The sequence below is a fragment of the Jejuibacter sp. L23 genome, assembly GCF_050815825.1.
GTDB classification, from domain to species: domain Bacteria; phylum Pseudomonadota; class Gammaproteobacteria; order Enterobacterales; family Enterobacteriaceae; genus Jejubacter; species Jejubacter calystegiae.
Window position 1 is genome coordinate 587438 of sequence record NZ_CP138199.1, and the last position, 20062, is coordinate 607499.

The following is a 20062-nucleotide window of genomic DNA, read 5'->3' on the forward strand; positions in this document are numbered from 1 at the left end:
GGGGAATACCGAATTAAGAGGGTGTTATGGAACAGATTACATTGTCATTTCCGGCAACCCGCACCGCCAGCGGCAAAGCGCTGGCTGGCGTGGTGGGCTCCGGCGATATGGAAGTGCTGTATACCGCAGGCGCGGGCAATCAGCTTCAGGTTGATATCACCACCTCCGTCGATAACAGCCAGGCGCGCTGGCAGGCGCTGTTTGACCGCCTGGCGCTGGTCAGCAGCCTGCCTGCGGGCCAGATGGTGATTCATGACTTCGGCGCGACGCCGGGCGTGGCGCGTATCCGTATCGAACAGGTTTTTGAGGGGGTGAGCCATGCGTAATGACCGCAGCTTTATCGAACTGAGAGCGCGCGAACGCGCCCGCAATCTGCTGGATGACGGCAGCTATCGTGAACTCCTCGATCCCTTCGACGGCATTATTTCGCCGTGGCTGGGGCCCCAGGGCATCGTTCCCCAGGCCGATGACGGCATGGTGGTGGCCAAAGGCACCATCAATGGCAAACCCAGCGTAGTGGTGGCGATTGAAGGGGCTTTCCAGGGCGGCAGTATGGGGGAAGTGTCCGGCGCCAAAATGGCGGCGGCGCTGGAACTGGCCGCTGAGGATAACCGTAACGGCATCCCGACTCAGGCGGTACTGAGCCTGGAAACCGGCGGCGTGCGCCTGCAGGAAGCGAACCTGGGCCTGGCGGCTATCGCCGATATCCACGCGGCCATTGTTGACCTGCGTCGCTACGTGCCGGTGATCGGTATTGTGACCGGCACCGTGGGCTGCTTCGGCGGGATGTCCATTGCCGCGGCCCTGTGCAGCCACCTGATTGTGACCCGCGAAGCGCGTCTGGGGCTGAACGGCCCGCAGGTTATCGAGCAGGAAGCGGGCATTGAAGAGTACGACTCCCGGGATCGCCCCTTTATCTGGAGCATGACCGGCGGTGAAGTGCGTTACCACAGCGGGCTGGTGGATGCGCTGGTGCCGGACGGTATTAACGCCGTGAAGCAGGCGGTGCAGGCAGCCATCGATAAAGGCGTGCCGGAAAAAGTACGCACCGACAACTATCAGTGGTATCTCGACCGTCTGACCGCCTTTGATACGCGTCAGCAGGCCGACAGCGACCAAATTAAACAGCTTTTTGGGGAGGTGAAATCATGAGCCAGACACAGAGCCGCGGCGCCCTATGGCTGAATAAACTGGCGCCGGATGCAACAGCGGTCGCCGGTCTGTGCCCGTCGGTACAGGCGGTGGACGGCACCCTGGCAGGCGAAGCCGCAAGGTTTATCGCCGTGGTGCCGGATGCCGGTAACCATTTTCCGCGCGCCGCACGCGGCGAAGTGGGCCTGCTGGAAGGCTGGACCCTGGCGAAAGTGATTAGCGAAACCATTGCGCAGGATGCCAGCAAAGCCATCAAACGTCCCATCATTGCGGTTATCGATGTGCCCAGCCAGGCCTATGGTCGTCGCGAAGAGGCTTTCGGTATTCACCAGGCGCTGGCCGGTGCCGCAGCGGCGTACGCCAATGCGCGACTGGCGGGGCATCCGGTGATTGGGCTTATCGTCGGTAAAGCGATGTCCGGCGCCTTCCTGGCGCACGGTTACCAGGCTAACCGTCTGATAGCTTTTAATGATGCCGGGGTGATGATTCACGCCATGGGGAAAGAGTCTGCGGCACGTATCACGCTGCGTAGCGTGGCCGACCTGGAAAAACTGGCCTCGACCATTCCGCCGATGGCCTACGACATCGAAAACTACAAAACCCTGGGCCTGCTTTCCTCCCTGTTGGATATCAGCAACCCGGACGCGCCGCAGGCCGACGATCTGACCCTGGTCAATCGCGCGCTGGAAAAGGCCGTTGAAGAGGCTCGTCAGGATCCCACCCTGAAAAGCCGCCTGGGCGCGGAGAATCGTCGTAGCTCAGCGCTGGTTCGCGAACGGATGCGCGCAAACTGGTAAGCCGACAATAAAACCTGCCGGTCAGGGTCAGTGAGGGCGATTCCGCCCACTGGCCCTGTGCTTGAAAAAAATAATAACCATCGCGCTGGTGCTGCTCCGATTTTCTCTTTTTTAAGGTGACTACTATGACATACGTGATTGTCCACGCGCTCGCGCCCATCTTTGTGATCATGCTGCTCGGCTTCTGGGCCGGTAAGGCAAAGATGGTCGATAACCAGAACGTTTCCCTGCTCAATATTTTCGTCATGGATTTTGCCCTGCCCGCCGCGCTGTTTAGCGCGACGGTGCAGACCCCCTGGTCCGGTATCGTTCAGCAGTCACCACTGGTGGTGGTACTGACGCTGGCAATGTGGATAACCTGGGCGGTGATCTACTTCCTGGCGGTGAAAGTCTTCAAAAAATCGCCCCAGGATGCGGCGGTACTGACCCTGACCGTGGCGCTGCCTAACTATGCGGCTCTTGGCCTGCCGATTCTTGGCAGCGTACTGGGGGAAGGCCCGTCCACTTCGCTGTCCGTCGCGGTCTCTATTGCCTGCGGTTCGGTACTGATGACGCCGTTCTGCCTGCTGGTGCTGGAGCGTGAAAAAGCCCGCGCGGCTGGCGGTAACAGCGGCTCTACCCTGACTATGCTGCCGGTGCTGATGTGGCGCTCTATCAAAAAACCGATCGTCATGGGCCCGCTGCTGGGGGTGATTCTTTCCGCTATCGGTATCAAAATGCCGGATCTTCTGCTGGCGGCGATTAAACCGTTGGGACTTGCGGCCACCGCTGCCGCGCTGTTCCTGACCGGGGTGATTCTGTCGGCCCGCCGTCTGAAAATTAATGCTTCAGTTATCATTGGCAGCGTAATGACCATGCTGATTCAGCCGATGATCGCCTGGGGCGTGGTGCTGGTACTGGGGCTGCATGGCCAGGTCGCCATTACCGCTGTCCTGATGGTGGCGCTTTCCGCGGGCTTCTTCGGCGTGGTGTTCGGTAACCGCTTTGGCGTACAGTCGCCGGATGCGGAAGCGGTGCTGCTGATTAGCTCGGTACTCTGTATCCTGACGCTACCGCTGTTTATCTCACTGACTTCAGGAATGTAACTCATGATGCACCCCCGTCCCCATGACCTGCTCTGGCTTGATGATGTCGATGCGCTACAGGGTGTTGATGCCCCCTGGGCTACCCGCCAGTGGCGCCCGGCGCTGCCGGTGGTGGTGCGCCGCGACAGTCACCCACAGGGGCTGATTCCGGTAGGGGTTCGGGGGTTACGGCGCGAACAGCGCGCCGCCGGATGGGTGGCGCTGCCGCGCGTTGTCCGCACTCTGTCACCCGAGGATCTGGTGGATATTCATGCGCTGTTGTACTCGCCTTTTGTTTCCCAGCCGCCGGTTCAGGCGGCTGTTGCTGTGGCACAGCAGGCGTGGCCGTGGGTCTGGGGGATTGGCGGCAGCGTTGGCTATGCCCTGGCGACCGGGATCCCGACCCTGCATGCCGACAGCGATCTCGATCTGCTGATTCGCGCGCCCGATCCCCTCGATCGTCAGGCGCTAAATGCCTGGCAGGATCGGGTTTCCCGCCTGCCGTGCCGGGCGGATACCCAGGTGGAGACCCCGTTTGGGGGCTTTGCGCTGGCGGAGTGGCTGCGCGATGGACGCGCGCTACTGAAGACTGAAACCGGGCCGCGGATAGTCAGCGACCCGTGGCAACAGGAGCGGTGATGAAAATACTCTTTACCTTTCCCGGCCAGGGAACCCAGCATCCCGGTATGCTGCATGAACTCCCGGCCGGAGATACCACGCTGGAGCAAGCCCGTGCGGTGCTCGGCGATGAGGTCGACACCCTGGACAGCCCCCAGGCGCTACGCCATACCCGGGCGGTTCAGCTCTGTTTGTTGATTGCAGGCACGGCCTGGGCCCGGGAGCTGATACGGCGCGACGTGACGCCGGACATGGTCAGCGGCCTGTCCATTGGCGCCTTTCCGGCGGCGGTGATGGCCGGAGTTTTGCCGTTCGCCGACGCGCTCCGACTGGTGGCGCTGCGTGGAGATCTGATGGAACAGGCGTATCCGCAGGGCTATGGGCTGACCGCGATTATGGGGCTGACTTTGCCACAGGTCGAGGCGCTGGTGGCCGACAGCGACGTCTATATCGCTAACCTGAACGCCGAAACCCAGATTGTGATTGCCGGGCGCGACGACAGCATGGCGCAGGTGGCTCAACGGGCGCTGAAAAAAGGCGCCAGCCGCGCTAAACGGCTGGCGGTCAGTGTACCTTCCCACTGTGCACTGCTGGATGAACCGGCCCGCCAGCTCCAGGCGGCCTTTGCCGGTGTCACTCTGACGCGGCCGCGCTGCGCCTACTTAAGCGGCAGCACCGCCCGGGTGCTGTGGCAGCCGGAGCGAATCGCGGAGGATCTGGCCCTGAATATGGCGCGCACCGTGCGCTGGCAGGAGGCGATGATCGCGGCAGAAGAACGGGAGGTTGGCCTGGCGATCGAAATGCCCCCCGGCGGCATTCTGACCTGCCTGACCCGCCAGGCGGTGACCCGGGAAGAGGCTATCTCGCTGGAACGCAGCGGCTGCGAGGTCGCGGTCCATATGGCGAAGCTGGCCAGGGCCAGAGAGTATTAACCGACAGGCTATACTGAGGGCGAGTTATTCTGCCGGAGGAAAGCGTGTCAGAACTCCACGTTACAGCCAGCGCCAGCGCTGAGGCGATTCTGGCGCTGTTGATTCAACAGCGCCAGATATCAGGTCAGGTCGCAACGCCGGATGACGATCTCAGTATTGGTCCACTGGACGACTTGCCCGGGCGGGCGCCATTCTGGGCGGGTTATTACGATCGGGCGGGGGAGCCCTGGTCGGTATCGGCGGCGCACGCCTGTTGGCAACGATTTCTGCAATCGCTCCACGATCATCATTCGTCGCGCCTGCTGGTTTGGGGGGCCGATAATACGTGCGATGCCGTTTTTTTACGCCTGGTGTGCCATCAGCTTAGCCGTGCAGGGCATGATATACCGCTGTTTGCTATTGATGTTCCCGGCCATCGCGCTGTAGCGAGCTGTCCGCCGCCGCAGCTGGCGGCTTATATTGACGAGGCGCGTACGATCTCCACGGAAATGCGCGATAGCCTGGCGGATGAGTTTGACAGACTTGCCGCACATCGCGCGTTGTTAAGGCGATATCGCCCGCGCTGCCAGCCGGCGTTTGAGTTTCCCGGGCCCGATATCTTCGATGCTCTTTTGCTTAAGCGAAGCGCGCCGGAGTGGCGTCCCGCCCTGCGTATCATTGGCGATGTGCAGGGCGCATGGCCTGAACCAGTGAATAGCGAATTTCTCTATTCGCGGCTGCGCTGGCTGGTGGCTCAGGGGCAGCTACAGGGGCGGGGGATAGATAATGCCATGCGGGCCTGTTATATCGCCCTGCCCGCAGCTTCAGGATAACACCACGCGCTCATCGGCGGCGGGCGGGTGCCCCAGCGCGTACATGCGCCCTTCGGCGGCCAGCGCCAGCAGGTTGGGGTCATGTTCGCGGTTGCGGGCAAAGACCAGCGCAATCAACTGGCGCATCTGATAAGGCTCCGCCAGTTTTAGCAACTGCACGTCCTGTTCATACACCTTCTTCATTCTGCCCGGCATCAGGGTAAATCCCACCCCGGCCTGCACCAGGCTTAGCATCGAAAAGATATCGTTCACCCGCATGACGATCTCCGGCTCGAAACCGGCCACGTGGAAGGCCTCCTGAAAACCAGCATAGGTGGCGAACCCTTCCGCCAGCGAGACGAACTTCTCTTCCCGGTAGTCACGCAGATCCGCCGGACCTTCCTGGCTGAGTTCGGCGCTGGCCGGGGCGGCCAGGCAGATATCGTCCTCAAACAGCGGCAGCACCTCCAGCCGGGTACGGTCGATCTCGCTTTCGGAAATCGAGATCAGGATGGCGTCCAGCGAGCCGTCGTTCAGCATGCCGAGCAGGGTGGCATTCGATCCCATGGTGAGATCCAGCTCCAACTGGGGGCGGCGCAGCTTCATGCCCATAATCAGTCGCGGCACGGTTTCCAGAGTCAGCGAATAGAGAGTGCCGATACGCAGTCGCCCCTGGCCTATCCCCGCCGCTCGCCGGGCCTCTTCCAGACCGCGATCCACCGCCGTGACCGCCTGCTGACAGTACTGCTGCAGCACCAGGGCCGCGGGCTGGGGCACCAGATTACGCCCCTGATGGGCGAACAGCGGGCAGCGTACCTCCTCTTCCAGCGAATGCAGCGCCCGGTGCACGCTGACGCTGCTTAACCCCAGGGCCTCTGCGGTGCGAGCGATATTGCCTTTCTCCATAAAGGTCAGAAAGACCAGCAGCTTGCGGAAGGTGATTTCGTTATCAATTTGCATCGCGATAAGTTTTTTAAATATCAGAAGGAAATAGTGCGCCACATCTCAAAACAGATCATCAGGTTTGCGTGCCGCTTTTACCGAAACAGGGTTGTTAAGTGTGATGTCTGTCACACAAAAAGTCGGATTAGTCCTGATGTCGTGGAAATATGTGGAACCGATCACTCATGGCTGTGCCATTTCCACTTTGAAGTGGAAAACAACTCGCTACAAACCCTGCGCCCCTGCCTATAGGTTAAAGCCATCCCAATTAATAAGGTATCTAGCGTGGAAAACGGAGCGGTAATGGTTAATGAAACCAGCAGCCAGAATGAGCAGGTCGCCCGCCTTGGGGAAGAGATGCTGGCCTGGATTAAGGCGCTGCTGAAGACGCAGGAGATAGTCCCGAACGCCGTGCAGGAGCAGATGCTCGACTCGCACGTCAGGGCAATGGCATTCCGGTCCGTGACCGGTGAGCCGCTGCCGGAAGTGGATGCCAGCCTGTTTGAAGAGATTTCACAGGACTCTATGCGGCTTGCGGAACAAGCGGTTGCGAAGTTCGGCAATCTGCCGGTCGAAGAGGCCTGGCTGCTGTCGGTGCATTTCGAAGTAGCAAAAGATAACGATTAACGGATCAGGAGTAACAACATGGCACAGATTACGGTAGTGATTGGCGATCGTCTGGGTAAAGGTCAGAAAGTGGCTGAAGGTGTGGAAAAAGCCGGTGGTCGCGCGGTAGTGGTTCCGGGCGTGGCGGCGGATATGAAGCTGGGCGACGTGATGAAAGCGGAAGAGGCCACCTTTGGTATCTCTTTCTGCGGCAGCGGCGGCGCGGGCGCGATTACCGCTCAGAACAAGTACGGCTATAAAGCGAAATATGGCATGCGTTCTATCGACGAAGGCGTGACGGCCATTAACGAAGGCTGCAACGTGCTGGGCTTCGGCTTTATGGATAAAGAAGAGCTGGGCGAACGCCTGGTGCAGGCCTGGCAGAAGAAATACGGCGCCTGATTATGAAAGAGCACTTCACCACCACGGTGAGAGTCACCGGCAAAGGCGACGCGAAAGCGAAGGCCTTTGCCGACGCCCTGAGCAAGGTTCAGGGCGCAGTGATGAAATCGACTCCCCAGGTTTTACTGCGTATTGAACCCCAGGATATTGAGGTGATTCAGGCGCAGGTCGCGGTACGCAAAGAGGCGTTTTTATTTATCTTTCTGCGCCGGGAGAGACGGACTTTCAGCGTTGAACTGGATGTCACTGTGACGGTGACGGCAATCAATCTCGACAAAGTGGATTTTGTCGCGAACACCTAAGTAATCACAAGAAAAGGGCAGAGTGATGTTCTTAATTATATTAATAAAATCGCTCATCATCGGCGCGCTGGTCGGCGTGGGTGTGGGCGCCGGAGCGGCACGAATGTTTCATGCGCCCACCACCCAGGGGATGGGGGCGTTTCGTACGTTGGGGGAGCTTAACTCCTGTGAGGGAGACCCGGCTTCTCACTTCTCATTTGGCCTGGGCTTCTTCTTTAACGCCTGGGCATCGTCAGTGGCTGCGGGCGCCTTCACCCAGGACGTTGACCACCGCATTATCCCTAACTGGGCGGCAGCGGTGCTGATGATCAAAAACCGCAACGTCGCGGAAACACTGCACGATCCGAAGAAGATGGCCATTGCTGGCGGCATCATCGGTATGGTGGTGGTGGCCTTCCTTAACCTGACTGCATCGTCGGTACCGGAAGCGCTTCAGGTCACGGCCGTGAAGGTGTTGGTACCGGCGGCTAACCTGCTGGTTAACATCGTGATGCCGGTGATCTTCTGGCTGGCGGCCATCGATGCCGGTAAGCGCTCGGGGTTCTGGGCCACCATTTTTGGCGGTCTGGCGCAGTTGATTATGGGTAACGCCGTACCGGGTCTGGTGCTGGGTATTCTGATCGGTAAAGGCGTGGAAGAGAGCGGCTGGAACCGCGTTACCAAAGTGATGATGAGCGCCATTATCGTGCTGTTCGTGATGAGTGCCTTCTTCCGCGGCTTCGATATGAAACTGCTGGAATCCTTCCACCTGGGCGTGCCGAACTGGCTCGAACTGATCCATAACTCGATGAGCGGCAAATAAGGAGCGCGCAAATGGAACAGAATAAAGGTTTCTGGTATGCCGACTGGTCGTTCCCGATCTTCGTTGGCCTGCTGTCCTCCGGCGTCTTCGCCGGGACCCATATGTACTACCTGCACGGCATTGGCGCCTTTAACGAAGTGGCCTTCGTGGCCATGCTGAAGGCAGGTATGGATACCGGCGTCTACGGCGCGGTAGCGGCCTTTGGCGCCAGCTTCCTGTTCGCCCGTATTATTGAAGGCTCTCTGGTTGGGATTCTGGATATCGGCGGAGCGATTCAGACCGGCATTGGGCTGGGCGTTCCGGCACTGCTGCTGGGTTCAGGTTTCATCTTTCCGGTAGCGAACTTTGCCGCCTCGCTGGCGACTGGCCTGGTGCTTGGTCTGGCGGTGGGTTATGTGATTATCCTGGCGCGTAAGTTTACCGTGAATCAGGGCAACACCACCTACGGTGCCGACGTCATGATGGGCGCGGGTAACGCCTCCGGCCGCTTCCTGGGGCCCCTGATTATCCTGAGCGCAATGGGCGCTTCCATTCCGATTGGCGTGGGCTCGCTGCTCGGCGCGCTGGGATTCTATATCTGGCAGAAGCCGATCACCGGCGGTGCCATCCTGGGCGCCATGCTGTTCGGCTACTTCTTCCCGGTCGCCATCTAACGTTTTACGGGCGCTTAAGCGCCCGGTTTTATTGAGGAGAGACCCATGTTTGATTTGATCCTGCGTCAGGCTCGTCTGGCGGATGAGCGTATCGTCGATATCGCCATCCAGGACGGGAAGATCGCCGCTCTGGGGGACGTATCCGGCCCGGCGCGTGAAGAGTTCAACCTGGACGGCAAGGGCTACGTCAGCGCGGGCTGGATTGACTCCCACGTTCACTGCTACCCCAAATCCCCGATTTATCACGACGAGCCGGACAGCGTCGGGATCGCCACCGGTGTCACCACGGTGGTGGATGCCGGTAGCACCGGGGCTGACGACGTGGATGATTTCTACCAACTCACCCGGGCGGCTACCACGGAAGTGTATGCGCTGCTGAATATCTCCCGGGTTGGGCTTATCGCTCAGAACGAACTGGCGCGCATGGAGAACATCGACGCCGATGTGGCAGGTGCAGCGATTCGCCGCCACCCCGACTTTATTGTCGGCATTAAAGCGCGCATGAGCAGCAGCGTCGTGGGCGAAAACGGCATTAAGCCGCTGGTGCGCGCTAAAGAGATTCAGAAGGCCAACGGCGGTCTGCCGCTGATGGTCCACGTCGGCAACAATCCGCCGGATCTGGATGAAATTGCCGAACTGCTGGGCAGCGGCGATATCATCACCCACTGCTATAACGGCAAACCGAACCGCATTCTGACGCCGGAAGGCGAGTTACGCGCCGCCGTGAGCCGCGCCATTGATCGCGGCGTGCGGATGGATGTGGGCCACGGTACCGCAAGCTTCAGCTTCGCGGTGGCCCAGCAGGCGATCTCGCTGGGGATCCTGCCGCACACTATCAGTTCCGATATCTACTGTAAAAACCGCATCAGCGGCCCGGTACACAGCCTGGCGTCGGTGATGTCGAAATTCCTCGCCATTGGCATGACGCTTCCCGAAGTGATCGACTGTGTCACCGTGAAGGCCGCCGAAGGGCTGCGCCTGAGCCGGAAAGGGCGACTGACGCCGGGTGCCGACGCTGACCTGACCCTCTTCGCGCTGCGCCGTCAGTCGACGCTGTTTGTCGATGCCGAAAACGACAGCCTGCAGGCGGAACAGCAGATTGTCCCGCTGGCCGCCCTGCGCGCCGGTCAGTGGTTCACCACCGAACAAGGAAAAGCAGAACATGTCTTCGATTTATGAGAAGTACCACCTGAAGCAGGTGATTAACGCCTCCGGGCGGATGACCATCCTTGGCGTTTCCACGCCGCGTCCGGAAGTGGTCGAGGCGGTGAATACCGGCATGAACCACTACTTCGAAATGAAGGATCTGGTGAATAAAACCGGCGAGTACATCGCCCGGCTGCTGGATGTGGAAGCGGCGACCGTGGTCTCCTGCGCTTCGGCGGGGATCGCCCAGTCGGTGGCGGCGGTGCTGGTGAAAGACAGCGACTGGCTGCTGGAAAATCTGCACGTCACGCCGGTGGAAAATAACGAAATCGTTCTACCGAAAGGCCACAACGTAAACTTCGGCGCGCCGGTAGGCACCATGGTGGCGCTGGGCGGCGGCAGGATGGTGGAAGCAGGCTACGCCAACGAATGCTCCGCGGCGCAACTGGCGGCGGCGATCACGCCGCGTACCGCCGCGATCCTCTACATTAAGTCTCACCACTGCGTACAGAAGAGTATGCTGAACGTGGCTCAGGCCGCGGAAGTCGCGCGCGCGCATAACCTGCCGCTGATTGTCGATGCCGCAGCGGAAGAGGATCTGCAGCGTTACTATCAGGCTGGGGCCGATCTGGTGATCTACAGCGGCGCCAAAGCTATCGAAGGGCCGACCAGCGGGCTGGTTATTGGTCGTCACAAGTACGTGGAGTGGGTGAAGCGCCAGGCGGGCGGTATTGGTCGCGCCATGAAGGTAGGCAAAGAGGGGATCCTCGGCCTGGCCTGCGCCATTGAACACTACCTGACAGCCGCCAAAGAGAGCGGGGCCGAAATGGTCGCGAAGATGACCCCCTTTATCGATGCCCTGAACACCCTGAACGGCGTGAGCGCAAGGGTGGTCTGGGATGCCGCAGGGCGCGATATCGCCCGTGCTGAAATCAAGTTTGATGAAGCGACCACCGGTATCGCCACCGGCGACCTGGTGCAGGCGCTGAAGCAGGGCGAATACGCCATTTATTTCCGCGGCTACAAGGCCAATGAAGGCATTATCGAAGCCGACGTGCGCAGCGTGACCGCACAGCAACTGGATATTATTTATCGCCGCATCAGCGAGCTACTGAAGGAGAAACAGGCATGAAACTGACCCCCAACTTTTACCGCGACCGCGTCTGTCTGAACGTACTGGCGGGATCCAAAGCCAACGCCCAGGCGATCTACGAAGCGGCGGAAGGCCATGTGCTGGTGGGCGTGCTGTCCAAAAACTATCCGGACGTAGCGAGCGCGGTGGCGGATATGCGCGAGTATGCGAAACTGATTGATAATGCGCTGTCCGTCGGTCTGGGTGCGGGCGATCCGAATCAGTCGGCGATGGTGAGCGCTATCTCGCGTGAAGTGCAGCCGCAGCACGTGAACCAGGTCTTTACCGGCGTGGGTCCGAGCCGGGCGCTGCTGGGGCAGAACGACACCGTGGTCAACGGCCTGGTGTCGCCCACCGGAACTGTGGGTATGGTGAAGATCTCCACCGGGCCGCTGAGCGCCGGGGCGCCGGACGGCATTGTGCCGGTCGAAACGGCGATTGCGCTGCTTAAGGATATGGGCGGCAGCTCCATTAAGTACTTCCCGATGGGCGGGCTGAAGTGCCGCGATGAGTTCACGGCGGTGGCCAAAGCCTGCGCGCAGCACGACTTCTGGCTGGAGCCGACCGGCGGTATCGATCTGGAAAACTTTGAAGAGATCCTGCAGATCGCGCTGGATGCCGGGGTGAGTAAGATTATCCCCCACGTTTACAGCTCGATTATCGATAAGGCGAGCGGCGACACCCGTCCGGAAGACGTGCGTCAACTGCTGGCGATGACGAAAAAACTGGTTGGTTAAGTTGTCCCTGCCCTCTTCGCAAGGAGAGGGCAATTAGATATCACTTAATTTAAGGAGAAACCAGGGCCTTCCGGTACCCAATAAGGTGGTAAACCGGTAACCTTCCCGGCCATAGAGAGCGCGTTATACCCCGGCAACTAGCCGGTAAGCAGTAACCCGGGCCAGGGCGCCTGGACAACGAGTGAGGAAACTGAAGTGCGATTCCCGAATCCCCGTCTGGCTCAACTTTTTGAAATGTTGCAAAACGAAACCCTGCCACAGGATGAGCTGGCGCGGCGCCTTTCGGTTTCCACCCGTACCGTTCGCGCCGATATCACGGCGCTGAATGCGCTGTTGCAGAGTCACGGCGCGCAATTTGTTCTGAACCGCGGCGCCGGTTATCAACTGAAAGTGGACGATCCCCAGCGCTATGCCCGGCTGTGTGAGGCCCCCGCGCGCCAGTTACGCATTCCCCGTAGCGGTCAGGAGCGGGTTCACTATCTGCTGGTTCGCTTTCTGAATTCGGCCTTCTCGCTAAAGCTTGAAGATCTGGCGGAAGAGTGGTTCGTTAGCCGCGCCACCCTGCAAAGCGACATGGCTGAAGTGCGGGAGTGGTTTAGCCGCTACAACCTGACGATAGAGACCCGGCCGCGCCACGGTATGAAGCTGTTCGGCAACGAGATGGCGATGCGCGCCTGTCTGACCGATCTGCTATGGAAAATCTGGCAGGAAGATAACGACAACCCGCTGCTGACCGAAGAGTCCCTGACCGCTGGCGCGCTGGTGCAGATGGCGCCTCTGGTGCAGGAAAGCTTCAGCCAGTGTGGGATACGGATGACCGACGAAGGCCAGCAGTTTATCTGCCTTTACTGCGCGGTAGCGATGCGCCGTATCGGCGAAGGCTATCCGCTTTCCGGATTTACGGCAGAGGATGTGGACGACAACGTTTGTCAGGCCGCACACCATATCGCCATGGCGTTACAGAAGCTCACCGACAAGCCCCTCTCTTCCTCGGAAGAGGCCTGGCTGCGGGTGCATATCGCCGCGCGACAGGTCCAGGATGTGGCGCCCAGCGCCATCAGCGCCGACGATGCCGAAACCCTGGTCAGCTACATCCTGCGCTATATCAACAGCCACTTTAACTACAACCTGCTGACCGACGAGCAGCTGCGTGCCGACCTGCTGACCCATATCAAAACCATGATCACTCGGGTGCGCTACCAGATTAACCTGCCCAACCCGCTGCTTAACAATATTAAGCAGCACTATCCGCTGGCATGGGATATGACCCTGGCGGCGGTCTCCAGTTGGGGCAAGCATACGCCTTACACCATCAGCGAAAACGAGGTGGGATTTCTGGTACTGCATATCGGGGTAGGGCTGGAGCGTCACTACAATATCGGCTATCAGCGTCAGCCCCGGGTGCTGCTGGTGTGTGATACCGGCAACTCTACGGTGCGGATGATTCAGGCGATGCTGCTGCGCAAATATCCGCAGATGGAGGTCGCTCGCATTATTTCGCTGCGGGAATACGAGCAGCAGGCCAGCATTGGCGAGGATTTTGTAATCTCCACGGCGCGGATTAGCGAAAAGGATAAGCCGGTAGTGGTGATGTCGCCGTTCCCTACCGACTATCAACTGGATCAGATCGGCAAACTGGTGCTGGTGGACAGGACCCGCCCCTGGCTGCTGGAGAAATATTTTGACCCTCAGCACTTCCGGATTATCGACCAGCCGATGAGCCAGCAGGCGTTGTTCGACGAGCTGTGCGCCCAACTGGAACAGGAGGGCTATGTGGAGCACGACTTCCTGCCGTCGGTGGTGGAGCGGGAAGCCATCGTCAGCACTATGTTGGGAGAGGGCATTGCGCTTCCTCACTCGCTGGGACTACTGGCGAAGCGCACGGTGGTCTATACCGTGCTGGCGCCTCAGGGGATTCAGTGGGGCGATGAAGTGGCCAGCGTCATCTTCCTGCTGGCCATCAGTAAAAGCGAATATGAAGAGGCGATGGCTATTTACGATCTGTTCGTCACCTTTCTGCGCGAGCGCGCCACGCCCCGGCTCTGTGAAAGCCGGGACTTCGCCGAATTTAAGGCGCTGGCTATGGACTCGCTGAGTCGCTTTTAACGCCCCATCAGTCCGTTATAAGCCTGCATAGCCAGAGAGTAGGAGTGCAGGCGCGCCTGGTTGTCGAAGATCTGGCCGTTAACCATGATCTCGTCCGCCTGGGTTTCCCGCAGTACCGTTTCCAGCCCGTGGCGCACCTTCGCTTTATCTCCCACCAGCGACACGCTTAGCGCCTGTTCCACGCCGTACTGCTCCGCCGGGCTCCAGAAGCTGTCCATATTGTCGATAGGCGGCGGCAGCTGGCCGGGATTACCGCGGCGCAGTGTCACGAACGACTGCTGCATGGAGGTAAACAGATATTCGGCGTCGCGGTTGCTATCGGCGGCGATGATATTGATACAGACCATCGCATAGGGTTTTTCCAGCCGCGCCGAGGGGCGGAACTGCTCGCGGTACAGCTGCAGCGCCTGGAGCATCATCGCTGGCGCGAAGTGCGAGGCAAACGCAAAGGGCAGGCCCATCTGCGCCGCCAGCTGGGCGCTGTACAGGCTGGAGCCCAGCAGCCACACTGGAATACCCGCGCCGTAGCCGGGAACCGGGCGTACCGGCGGTTCGGGCGCGCTTTCGTCGGCATCGAACCAGGCGACCAGCTCCGCCACATCGCGCGGGAAGTTATCCACGTCCTGATGGCTCATATGACGGCGCAGGGCCATCATGGTGCGCTGATCGCTGCCCGGCGCGCGCCCCAGCCCCAGATCGATACGACCGGGGAACAGCGCCTCCAGAGTGCCGAACTGCTCGGCAATCACCAGCGGTGCGTGGTTCGGCAGCATCACGCCGCCGGATCCCAGGTGCAGCGTTTGGGTATTCGCCGCCAGCCAGCCAATCAGCACTGACGTCGCGGCGCTGGCGATACCGCTCATATTGTGGTGCTCCGCCAGCCAGTAGCGGTGATAGCCCTGCTTTTCAGTCAGCTGAGCCAGCTCCAGCGAGCGCTGGAATGCCTCGCGAGCGTTGGCATCCTGGGGAATGGGGGCGAGATCGAGTACTGACAGGGGGACGTATTTTAATTTAGACATAGTGGCTCACATCAGATTGAAGGTCCGGAGTCTCATTTTATTCTGGCTGATTTACCAGAATCTGACCCGTGATGGTGCCATGAAAATGTTTGTCATGGGATTGGCAATGCGAGCGGTTGAAGATGCCGGTTTGCGTTTTTGCTCGCAATGCTCTGGTTGATTTTTGTTCTTTTTGGCGCATAATTCTGCGCATACCTATGCACAGAGGAGGGCGGTTATGAGTTCGATTATTCCACTTCGTCGTAGCCATAAGCGGAGCACCAACGTTTATCTGACGGCATCACTTGTCGAGAAGGCTCGCTGTCTGGATATCAATTTGTCTGCCACCCTTGACCAGTTGCTGGCTCAGGCGATAGAAGAGAAACAGCGGCAGATGGGCAAAGAGAAGCAGGATATCCAGGCGATGAATGCCTTTATGGCAAAAGCGGGAACGCCTGGCGACGACGACTTTTTTGGCGGTATTTAATGGCGTAAAGGAGCGACACCATGGCCAGACAGTTTGATGTTTATCGTAATCCGTCAATGCGATCCAACGAATTCTGGCCTTATTATCTGATCCTGCAAAATGACTATTTCGATACCCTGGCGACCCGGGTTATTGTCCCGCTGGTGGCGGCAGATGCGCTGACCCTGACACAGCGGCGGGTCACGCCTGGGGTCATGGTGAACGGCACTGAGCATTACGTTTTTATGCCCGCCATGACCTTTCTGGAGGCCAGAAAGATCGAGCAACGCGATTTTGTGGTTAATCTGGCTGATTCCAGAAGCGAAATTCTGGCAGCGATTGACGCTATTGTGACCAATGCATAATAAAGCGGTCATAGAGACCGCCTGAGATTGAGGCTGTAAACCAGTGACGTTCAGCCAGGGTGAGGAGCTTAATCCAGCACCAGCTCCAGCCCGGATACCCGGCGCCAGTAGCCGTTGCAGTCGCCGTTGGGCGCCAGCCTGAGCGGCGCTTTCCCCGCTTCGTTATCCCGGAAGCGGTTTAGCATCTCCAGCGTGGACTCGTCTTCCGGCGACAGGCGAACGATATCCACCATCCCCTTCATCGACGCCAGCTCGTTACCAAGGTTATAGACATAGCCGCTCATGGTCTGAATACCGTTCAGGGTAAAGACCTTCTGCTGCTCCTGAGACAGCATATCGCGACCGTTCGGGTAGTTAATACAGCAGGTCTCGCATTCGTCTTTGGGCCGGTCTTCCGAACGGGCGGTAAAGCAGCGGGCGGAATAAGCCAGCGGCAGATGGCCGTAGCTCAGTACTTCCACTTCAAAGCGGTTGCGGATCCCAAGGTCTTCACACTGGTTCAGCAGGTTTTCCAGCCAGTCCCGGGAAAGCTCGACCGGCATGCACCAGCGCACCATGCCCTGCATCTGTAGCAGGCGCAGGGTCACGGCGTTATAGCAGTTCAGGGCGTGACCGGCTACGAAAGGCAGGCGGCGCTCGGCGGCCATGTTCACGGCGGCCAGATCGCTGGCTTCGATCATAAAGTCGCCGTTTTCCACGTAGCGCTTCAGTTCGTTGAGCTCGGAAGGCGCCTGCACCAGCGCCATGGTGGAGAGCACCACCTGTTTACCCGCGGCGGCCAGGCCTTTCGCCATCGCCAGCCATTCACCGGCTTTAGTGGCGCGTCGTTTGCTGCAAACGCTCTCGCCCAGGTAAACAATATCGGCACTGCTGTTCGCGGCAGAGGTATAAAAGCTTTCCAGCCGCGCAGTTGGCCAGTACCAGAGTACCGGTCCAAGGGAGTATTTCATCTCATCTCCTGTCGCCACTTGCGGTGGCGTATCGAATCTTGTCTTACTGCCACTTGCGGTGGTAAGCCCCAAGGGTGGTCTGGGTGCCTTCGGCCATGGCGCCCAGCGCCTCCATCCATTCCGGCTGAGCCGTGAAGCCTTCGGGGTTCGCCATGCAGCGATCGATAGCCTGGCGCCATACTTTCGCCACCTGACTGACGTAGGCCGGGCTACGCTGGCGCCCCTCGATTTTCACCGAGGCGATACCGGCTGCAAGCAGCGTCGGCAGCAGTTCCAGCGTATTGAGGCTGGTGGGCTCTTCCAGCGCGTGGTAGCGCTGACCGTCCACCAGGTAGCGACCCTTACACAGCGTGGGATACCCGGCATTCTCGCCATCCTGGTAGCGGTCGATCAGCACCTCGTTCAGGCGCGATTCCAGACCCTGGCTGGTCTGCTGCCAGCGCACGAAACGGGCGGGAGAGCAGGCGCCAACGGTATTGGGCGATTCGCCGGTCAGGTAAGAAGAGAGATAGCAGCGTCCTTCGGCCATAATGCACAGGCTGCCGAAGGCGAAGACCTCCAGCGGCACCGGCGTTACGCGCGCCAGCTGCTTCACCTGGTGGATGGAGAGCACCCGAGGTAGTACCACGCGGGAGACATCGAAATGGTTTTTATAGAAGCGGATCGCCTCTTCATTGGTGGCGGATGCCTGCACCGAGACGTGGCGTTCCACGTTGGGATAGTGCTTTGCGGCATATTCCAGCATGGCAAGATCCGCCAGAATCAGGGCATCGGCCCCCAGCTGCGCCGCCATATCCACGGCACGCTCCCAGCGGGAAAAACCATCCGGATGGGCGAAGGTATTAATGGCGATATGCAGCTTACGCCCTTTTTGATGGACGAAATTGGCCGCTTCCTGCAACCGTTTTTCGGTAAAGTTGAGGCCGGCAAAGTGGCGGGCATTGGTGTCGTCTTTCAGGCCGATGTAAACCGCATCGGCGCCGTTTTCGATAGCCGCCTTCAGCGCCGGAAGGTTCCCGGCCGGGCAAAGCAATTCCATAGCGTATCCTGAATAGTGGGTAGGTAGCTCACGCCGTGGCCTGACGGGCGTGGTTAACGAACAGCGATTTTAGTTAACCTGTCTGTATCACTTTTTGATTTGAGGCAGCTAATCGCGTAATGATGGGGTAGCGCGCTGCGCCGTCAGCCGTAGAATTGTTGATTTGGGCCGCTATCCGCGTGCGCCAGTGTGGCACAATAGCGGCTCACTATTTCGCAAGGAGTAAAGCCCGTGTTGGAGAAACTGCGTTCCCGTCTGGTACAGCTTGGCCCGTCTCTGGTCAGGACCCCGATTGTGCTGACCCCCTTTGCGCTCAAGCGCCAGCTGCTGGAACAGCTGCTGGGCTGGCAGTTCCGTCAGGCGCTGGAAGAGGGCGAACTTGATTTCCTCGAGGAGCGCTGGTTGAGTATCAACGTACGCGATATCGGCCTGCGCTGGCTCACTTCGGTTCAGGACGGTAAGCTGGTGGTGCGCGAGCAGGGGCAGGCGGACGTCAGCTTTAGCGCCGACGCTAACGATCTTCTGCTGATCGCCGCCCGTAAGCAGGATCCGGATACGCTCTTTTTCCAGCGTCGCCTGGTGATCGAAGGGGACACGGAGCTGGGGCTGTATGTTAAAAACCTGATGGATGCCATCGAGCTGGACGCCATGCCGAAAACGCTGCGCGTTCTGTTGACACAGCTGGCTGACTTTGTAGAGGCGGGGCTGAAAACGGCGCCGCCTGCGAAAGAAACTTCGGTAGGTGAAGCATGCTGATTCGAGTCGAGATCCCTATTGATGCGCCGGGTATTGATGCCCTGCTGCGCCGTAACTTTGACGGCGGCGGCGAGGCAAGTCTGGTGCACGCGCTGCGCGAGGACGGGCAACTGACCTTGGGCCTGGTGGCAACGGATGACGATGGACAAGTGGTGGGCTATGTGGCCTTCAGTCCGGTGAGCGTCGAGGGCGAAGAGCTACAGTGGGTCGGTCTGGCGCCGCTGGCGGTGGATGAAGACTGGCGCGGCCAGGGGATCGCCCGCCAGCTGATCTTTGAGGGGCTGGATTCACTCAATGAGTTTGGTTATGCCGCCGTAGTGGCGCTTGGCGAACCGGCATTCTACGGGCATCTGGGCTTTGAAACCGCCGCGAATTATGGTCTGCGCTGCCGCTGGCCGGACACCGAAAAGGCGTTCCAGGTGCATCGCCTGGCGGATGATGCGCTGGAAGGCGTTGGTGGCCAGGTGGAGTATTCCGACCACTTCAATCGCTTTTAAGCGCGGCCAGCAGCGACTCGAAATCGCTGCTGTTGCCGATAAGCTTCTCTTTCTGCGCCCGGGAAAGTTGCTTGATGCGGTATTCCATACGCAGCGCCAGCGAACGATCTCCCAACTGACGGCTGAAAACCAGCCGCAGCTCCCCTTTGCCGCGTAGCGCCTTTGCCCCCTTCCCTGTCTGATGCTGGTGCAGGCGGCGCGTCACATCGGTAGTAATACCGGTATAGAGGTGATTATGGGCGGTTCGGATGATATAGAGTGACCAGTCAGACATCATTTTTACGTATTTCGGGCGGTTAACGCACCTTAGCACGTCTGTGTACTGGCGACACGGCGCGGTTATCAGCTACCCTCAAAAAAAGATTTGGAGTTTGCCATGGATGCCCTGACAACCATCAGCCGCTGGCTGAAAAAACAGCATGTCGTGACGTATTGCCTCACCCGGGAAGAAGATATCTGGTGCGCTAATGCTTTTTATGTGTTCGATGCCGGGCGCGTCGCCTTCTATCTGCTGAGCGATACTGATACCCGACATGGGCAGATGGCCAACGGGCTGGCCAGGGTGGCGGGAACGGTTAACGGCCAGCCGAAGACCGTGGCGCTGATTCGCGGCGTGCAGTATCGCGGCGAGCTGCGTTTACTGGAAGGCGATGAGGCGGAAGAAAGGCGCGCACTCTACTGCCGCCGCTTTCCGGTGGCGCGGGCGATGTCGGCGCCGGTCTGGGAGATCCGTCTGGATGAACTAAAGTTTACCGACAATACGCTCGGCTTCGGTAAAAAGCTGAGCTGGCTGCGTCATCCCGACTGAT

26 protein-coding genes are annotated in these 20062 nt (G+C 59.5%); 21 read left to right on the forward strand and 5 right to left on the reverse strand.

Annotation, left to right across the window (positions count from 1 at the left end):
- Window positions 1–26 precede the first annotated feature (26 nt).
- The 7 genes from mdcC to SCU88_RS02725 all read left to right on the forward strand — a co-directional run bounded on the left by mdcC (window position 27) and on the right by SCU88_RS02725 (window position 5375).
- A complete protein-coding gene (mdcC, locus tag SCU88_RS02695) occupies window positions 27–326 on the forward strand; it encodes a malonate decarboxylase acyl carrier protein (protein WP_175341543.1) in 300 nt (99 codons plus the stop codon).
- The gene (locus SCU88_RS02700; RefSeq protein WP_138095514.1) at window positions 319–1152 is read left to right on the forward strand and encodes a biotin-independent malonate decarboxylase subunit beta; all 834 of its coding nucleotides are present in this window, start codon (window positions 319–321) and stop codon (window positions 1150–1152) included. Before mdcC ends, SCU88_RS02700 begins: the two co-directional genes overlap by 8 nt.
- The gene (mdcE, locus tag SCU88_RS02705; RefSeq protein WP_138095515.1) at window positions 1149–1949 is read left to right on the forward strand and encodes a biotin-independent malonate decarboxylase subunit gamma; all 801 of its coding nucleotides are present in this window, start codon (window positions 1149–1151) and stop codon (window positions 1947–1949) included. The genes SCU88_RS02700 and mdcE overlap by 4 nt, the downstream gene beginning before the upstream one ends.
- 125 nt (window positions 1950–2074) lie before the next feature.
- Window positions 2075–3034, forward strand: a complete 960-nt coding sequence (locus SCU88_RS02710; protein WP_138095516.1) for an AEC family transporter — start codon at window positions 2075–2077, stop codon at window positions 3032–3034.
- Between the two features lie 3 nt (window positions 3035–3037).
- Entirely contained in the window at window positions 3038–3652 is a 615-nt protein-coding gene (locus tag SCU88_RS02715; protein WP_175341542.1) for a malonate decarboxylase holo-ACP synthase, read from the forward strand.
- Window positions 3652–4563, forward strand: a complete 912-nt coding sequence (mdcH, locus tag SCU88_RS02720; protein ID WP_175341541.1) for a malonate decarboxylase subunit epsilon — start codon at window positions 3652–3654, stop codon at window positions 4561–4563. Before SCU88_RS02715 ends, mdcH begins: the two co-directional genes overlap by 1 nt.
- Before the next feature lie 44 nt (window positions 4564–4607).
- Window positions 4608–5375, forward strand: coding sequence for a DUF3658 domain-containing protein (locus SCU88_RS02725; protein ID WP_175341540.1), 768 nt, complete (start codon window positions 4608–4610; stop codon window positions 5373–5375).
- Here SCU88_RS02725 and SCU88_RS02730 read toward each other — a convergent pair.
- Complete coding sequence (locus tag SCU88_RS02730; protein ID WP_138095520.1) at window positions 5367–6314, reverse strand: LysR family transcriptional regulator; 948 nt, start codon at window positions 6312–6314, stop codon at window positions 5367–5369. The genes SCU88_RS02725 and SCU88_RS02730 overlap by 9 nt on opposite strands.
- A gap of 267 nt (window positions 6315–6581) precedes the next feature.
- On the opposite strand from SCU88_RS02730, the gene SCU88_RS02735 reads away from it, so the two are divergent.
- The 9 genes from SCU88_RS02735 (at window position 6582) to SCU88_RS02775 (ending at window position 14182) form a co-directional block, all read left to right on the forward strand.
- Window positions 6582–6923: a glycine dehydrogenase gene (locus SCU88_RS02735; RefSeq protein ID WP_138095521.1), complete on the forward strand. Its 342-nt coding sequence runs from the start codon at window positions 6582–6584 to the stop codon at window positions 6921–6923.
- A gap of 18 nt (window positions 6924–6941) precedes the next feature.
- Window positions 6942–7304 carry an SFCGS family glycine-rich protein gene (locus tag SCU88_RS02740; RefSeq protein WP_138095522.1) on the forward strand — a complete coding sequence of 121 codons (363 nt, stop codon included), beginning with the start codon at window positions 6942–6944 and terminating at the stop codon, window positions 7302–7304.
- Between the two features lie 2 nt (window positions 7305–7306).
- Window positions 7307–7606 (forward strand): DUF4312 family protein, encoded by a 300-nt coding sequence (locus SCU88_RS02745; protein ID WP_138095523.1) that lies wholly within the window; start codon window positions 7307–7309, stop codon window positions 7604–7606.
- A gap of 25 nt (window positions 7607–7631) precedes the next feature.
- Window positions 7632–8408 (forward strand): DUF4311 domain-containing protein, encoded by a 777-nt coding sequence (locus SCU88_RS02750; protein WP_175341539.1) that lies wholly within the window; start codon window positions 7632–7634, stop codon window positions 8406–8408.
- Between the two features lie 11 nt (window positions 8409–8419).
- A complete protein-coding gene (locus SCU88_RS02755) occupies window positions 8420–9061 on the forward strand; it encodes a DUF4310 family protein (protein ID WP_138095525.1) in 642 nt (213 codons plus the stop codon).
- Between the two features lie 45 nt (window positions 9062–9106).
- Window positions 9107–10240: an amidohydrolase/deacetylase family metallohydrolase gene (locus tag SCU88_RS02760; protein ID WP_138095526.1), complete on the forward strand. Its 1134-nt coding sequence runs from the start codon at window positions 9107–9109 to the stop codon at window positions 10238–10240.
- The gene (locus SCU88_RS02765; protein ID WP_175341538.1) at window positions 10224–11339 is read left to right on the forward strand and encodes a DgaE family pyridoxal phosphate-dependent ammonia lyase; all 1116 of its coding nucleotides are present in this window, start codon (window positions 10224–10226) and stop codon (window positions 11337–11339) included. Before SCU88_RS02760 ends, SCU88_RS02765 begins: the two co-directional genes overlap by 17 nt.
- Entirely contained in the window at window positions 11336–12076 is a 741-nt protein-coding gene (dagF, locus tag SCU88_RS02770; RefSeq protein WP_138095528.1) for a 2-dehydro-3-deoxy-phosphogluconate aldolase, read from the forward strand. Before SCU88_RS02765 ends, dagF begins: the two co-directional genes overlap by 4 nt.
- 195 nt (window positions 12077–12271) lie before the next feature.
- Window positions 12272–14182, forward strand: a complete 1911-nt coding sequence (locus tag SCU88_RS02775) for a PRD domain-containing protein (protein WP_175341537.1) — start codon at window positions 12272–12274, stop codon at window positions 14180–14182.
- Here SCU88_RS02775 and SCU88_RS02780 read toward each other — a convergent pair.
- Window positions 14179–15201: a luciferase-like monooxygenase gene (locus SCU88_RS02780; protein WP_175341536.1), complete on the reverse strand. Its 1023-nt coding sequence runs from the start codon at window positions 15199–15201 to the stop codon at window positions 14179–14181. The genes SCU88_RS02775 and SCU88_RS02780 overlap by 4 nt on opposite strands.
- A 217-nt stretch (window positions 15202–15418) precedes the next feature.
- On the opposite strand from SCU88_RS02780, the gene SCU88_RS02785 reads away from it, so the two are divergent.
- Together SCU88_RS02785 and SCU88_RS02790 are read left to right on the forward strand one after the other, a co-directional pair.
- A complete protein-coding gene (locus tag SCU88_RS02785; RefSeq protein ID WP_175341535.1) occupies window positions 15419–15667 on the forward strand; it encodes a type II toxin-antitoxin system CcdA family antitoxin in 249 nt (82 codons plus the stop codon).
- Window positions 15668–15687: 20 nt separating this feature from the next.
- Window positions 15688–16011, forward strand: coding sequence for a CcdB family protein (locus tag SCU88_RS02790; RefSeq protein ID WP_138095532.1), 324 nt, complete (start codon window positions 15688–15690; stop codon window positions 16009–16011).
- Window positions 16012–16079: 68 nt separating this feature from the next.
- On the opposite strand, the gene SCU88_RS02795 is transcribed toward SCU88_RS02790, so the two are convergent.
- Window positions 16080–16961, reverse strand: a complete 882-nt coding sequence (locus tag SCU88_RS02795) for a U32 family peptidase (RefSeq protein WP_175341534.1) — start codon at window positions 16959–16961, stop codon at window positions 16080–16082.
- Between the two features lie 43 nt (window positions 16962–17004).
- Window positions 17005–18000, reverse strand: a complete 996-nt coding sequence (ubiU, locus tag SCU88_RS02800; protein WP_138095534.1) for a ubiquinone anaerobic biosynthesis protein UbiU — start codon at window positions 17998–18000, stop codon at window positions 17005–17007.
- 231 nt (window positions 18001–18231) lie between these two features.
- On the opposite strand from ubiU, the gene ubiT reads away from it, so the two are divergent.
- Window positions 18232–18756 (forward strand): ubiquinone anaerobic biosynthesis accessory factor UbiT, encoded by a 525-nt coding sequence (ubiT, locus tag SCU88_RS02805; RefSeq protein ID WP_138095535.1) that lies wholly within the window; start codon window positions 18232–18234, stop codon window positions 18754–18756.
- Window positions 18750–19253 carry a GNAT family N-acetyltransferase gene (locus tag SCU88_RS02810; protein WP_175341533.1) on the forward strand — a complete coding sequence of 168 codons (504 nt, stop codon included), beginning with the start codon at window positions 18750–18752 and terminating at the stop codon, window positions 19251–19253. Before ubiT ends, SCU88_RS02810 begins: the two co-directional genes overlap by 7 nt.
- Here the strand turns inward: SCU88_RS02810 and SCU88_RS02815 are convergent.
- Entirely contained in the window at window positions 19240–19527 is a 288-nt protein-coding gene (locus SCU88_RS02815; RefSeq protein ID WP_138099136.1) for a GIY-YIG nuclease family protein, read from the reverse strand. The two genes, SCU88_RS02810 and SCU88_RS02815, sit on opposite strands and share 14 nt — an antisense overlap.
- Window positions 19528–19629: 102 nt before the next feature.
- On the opposite strand from SCU88_RS02815, the gene SCU88_RS02820 reads away from it, so the two are divergent.
- Complete coding sequence (locus tag SCU88_RS02820; RefSeq protein WP_138095537.1) at window positions 19630–20061, forward strand: YhbP family protein; 432 nt, start codon at window positions 19630–19632, stop codon at window positions 20059–20061.
- The last annotated feature ends 1 nt before the right edge of the window (window position 20062 follow it).